This window comes from Chthonomonas sp. (genome assembly GCF_035294505.1).
In the GTDB taxonomy this organism is placed as follows: Bacteria; Armatimonadota; Chthonomonadetes; order Chthonomonadales; family Chthonomonadaceae; genus Chthonomonas.
On the sequence record NZ_DATGKU010000005.1, the window covers coordinates 1 to 2,733 of the forward strand.

3 protein-coding genes are annotated in these 2,733 nt (G+C 51.6%); all 3 read right to left on the reverse strand.

Going from position 1 to position 2,733, the window contains the following annotated elements; all coding sequences use genetic code 11:
* Window positions 1-633 precede the first annotated feature (633 nt).
* Window positions 634-1,212, reverse strand: a complete 579-nt coding sequence (locus VKV18_RS00225; protein WP_324202219.1) for a cytochrome P460 family protein — start codon at window positions 1,210-1,212, stop codon at window positions 634-636.
* 67 nt (window positions 1,213-1,279) lie between these two features.
* Window positions 1,280-2,389 (reverse strand): SMP-30/gluconolactonase/LRE family protein, encoded by a 1,110-nt coding sequence (locus VKV18_RS00230; RefSeq protein WP_324202220.1) that lies wholly within the window; start codon window positions 2,387-2,389, stop codon window positions 1,280-1,282.
* Between the two features lie 67 nt (window positions 2,390-2,456).
* The coding region (locus VKV18_RS00235; protein WP_324202221.1) for a LytTR family DNA-binding domain-containing protein at window positions 2,457-2,733 on the reverse strand (277 nt) is incomplete at its 5' end.

The following is a 2,733-nucleotide window of genomic DNA, read 5'->3' on the forward strand; positions in this document are numbered from 1 at the left end:
GGGTCTATTATAACTTCATACCGTAAAATTATCGTGAAATTTTAGTATCGGCAGAGCAAGGTACATAGAACGCGCCTAGAATTAAGCCGTAGATGGCATTGAGGATGAAAACTAGGAACGGTGTAGCTAGGCCTAGCTTTAAACCCAATACTCCCGCCCCGATCTGGGGCAAGATCACAAATACTTGAATAAGGAAAGGGATTTGCACAAAAATGAGACCGCGCAACCACGGCGGTCCGGTAAGGCGTGAATAGAAAAACACAGCATATATCCAAGCCATTATCATCCCAACTACGATGTGGAAAAGAGTTTTGACCGTCTCTGAGGGTGGAGGTAAGGGAGAGTGCCTGAAACCCAGAAAGAATAAAACAAAACTTAGCGTTTTCCAAACGACGTGCGCAAGACCACCTGTTCCTGGATGAGGCCACCGGAGCTGGACGAGATGGATTGCTAGGAGATTGATGGTTCCTCCTAGCAATCCAACTGCCAATGCTTTGACTGCCTCCCTGCCCTTACACTGAAAGGGCTGCATAGGTCTTTCTCGTGTCTCTCCCTATTCGGGCAGCAAAGGCGAACTTGGGGCACGCGGGCCACCATTTGTAGGTGTGTGTCTAGGACGAGAAACCTCCTGTTCTAACCTTTCGAGATATAGTTTGTAAAGACGAAATCCTGTTTCTTTACGATGGCGTGGCAGTTGAAGCACTCTTGTGCGAAGCCGGCGTTTTTGCCGTAAGGCGTGTACGTTTTCGTTGTTTGGTTGTAAACAAAGCGGGCGAAGCCCCAGCCTCCGGTGTTTTTAAACGTTTTGGGGTCGCGCACCATAAACTCCACACGCTTCAGCACGTTCGGCTCGATGGCGTTAGGAAAAGCGTCGATCGGCTTCAGCGAGTACCCTATCTTTACGAGGATCGCGCCGTTAGGAAACGCCTTGCCGTTTCGGGGGATGCCTCTGTGGTAAGCTTGAACGGCGATGGGGTTTGCAAGGATGTAGCGCATCTCCTTCATATCCGGGCGATAGTGCATGGCTACGACTTGCCAACGTTCGTAACCTTTAATAAGCCCGAATTGAATGCCATTTGGGGCGCGCAGGCTCCATTTAGCGTTTTCTTTAGGCGCTGTTTGCCCCCATCCTCCTAAGGAAGCTGCTATGATGCTAGAGGCGATACCAACGCCAGAAAGTAGCAGAATGCTTTTCTTGCCGTTAAGCCGCATATCTGTGCTCCTTTCAGCAGATTCGTGGGGCGTGAGAAAAGACACGCCCCACATGGTTTAGAGAGAACTACTGCGATAGCTTCTCTACAGTATTTTGGTTGTCATTGGTGAAATAGACCACCAAATTGCCGTTACTATCTGTAGTAGCAACGACCCCAAAAAGGGCAGAGCCGGCACCGGTAGTGGGGTTTACGGGGGTTAAATCAACGGTTTTAACCGCTACAACCTGGCCAGATGGAGTAAGCTCCACCAGGTTATTGTCCTTCTGGTTAGCAACAATAAGGTCTCCATTTAGCGGGTTCAGTGTCATTCCTGCCGGTTGGTTTAAGGGACTGCCCTGGTAAACCACCCGACCGGTAGTCATACCGGTGGTAGTGCTATTGGGAATCGCGATAATGGAGTTGGTAGCACCATCGGCCACATAGAGAGTATCGTCGGCGGTATGTACCATTCCCTGAGGCCCAACAATGTTCGAGGCGTTATTGCCACTATGCCCTAAATCTGGGGTGATCTGATCGAAGCTAAAGGACGGTTTCCCGTTGACAATGCTGATGTTGATGCGGACGACTGTGCCCGCATTAACGTTCACCGTAAAGAAAGCGAACTTGCCGCCATAGCCTCCATTGAAAGCCTGTCCCCATCCGGCCACCACTCGCGGATCGGTGAAGGTTTGGTTAACAATGCCGGCAGGGGTTACGATCTGCACGTTTCCATCGCTGCCTGTGCCACTAAGGCCGTAGTTGGCTATCCACAGATTGCCATTTGGCGCAAAGGCAATAGCTACCGGGCCCGCCGTGCTCACGGTACCGCCGGAAGCCGTGGGGGCATTCGTCTCGTTATACACGGTTACCGGTTTCCCATTACGAATCGCCTCTACGGTGGTACCGGCTCCGTTCACCCCTGAGGCGTTACTGAAGTTAGAAACAACGAGGTCTCCAGGCTGTACGTGGGCTGGGTTCCCATCACCGGTAAAGCTTGTTGGAGCAAACGCGATGGCGTAGGGGTTCTGATCCCCATTCGTTGGATCTACCGTGCTCGATACCGTGGTAATGTGCTGGAGACCGGCGATGGTGTTTCGTGTGGGGGGATTTGATACCGAGCTGCTTGAACTGCCACCGCAGCCTGCAAGGGCGAGTGTAGGAAGAACAAAGAGAAGATGGCGAAGTGCAAACTTCATGAAATTCCCTCCTTATATCGTCGTGTTATTCTCACGGTAACCAAATCAGGAGCACCGTGCATCTATTCTACGAGGAGGGATTGTTCTTTTTGCACAAATTTGCTCGAACGGTCGCTTTTATTGTTTGAATGGACGGTGATGGCAGGCGGTGTTTTTTGATGTAGGATGCCAGCAGTACGGCACCGGAGCGTGAGGCCTCGATGGTGGTGCGATTTTGGTCGCGGAGATGAACCTGGTAGAGCCGATCCCCATAGTGTATGATCTTCTCCACGGCCTCCAAGTTAACAATCGCGCGGCGTGAGATGCGCAAAAACGGCATGCCCCCAAGCCAGTGCTCCAAGTTC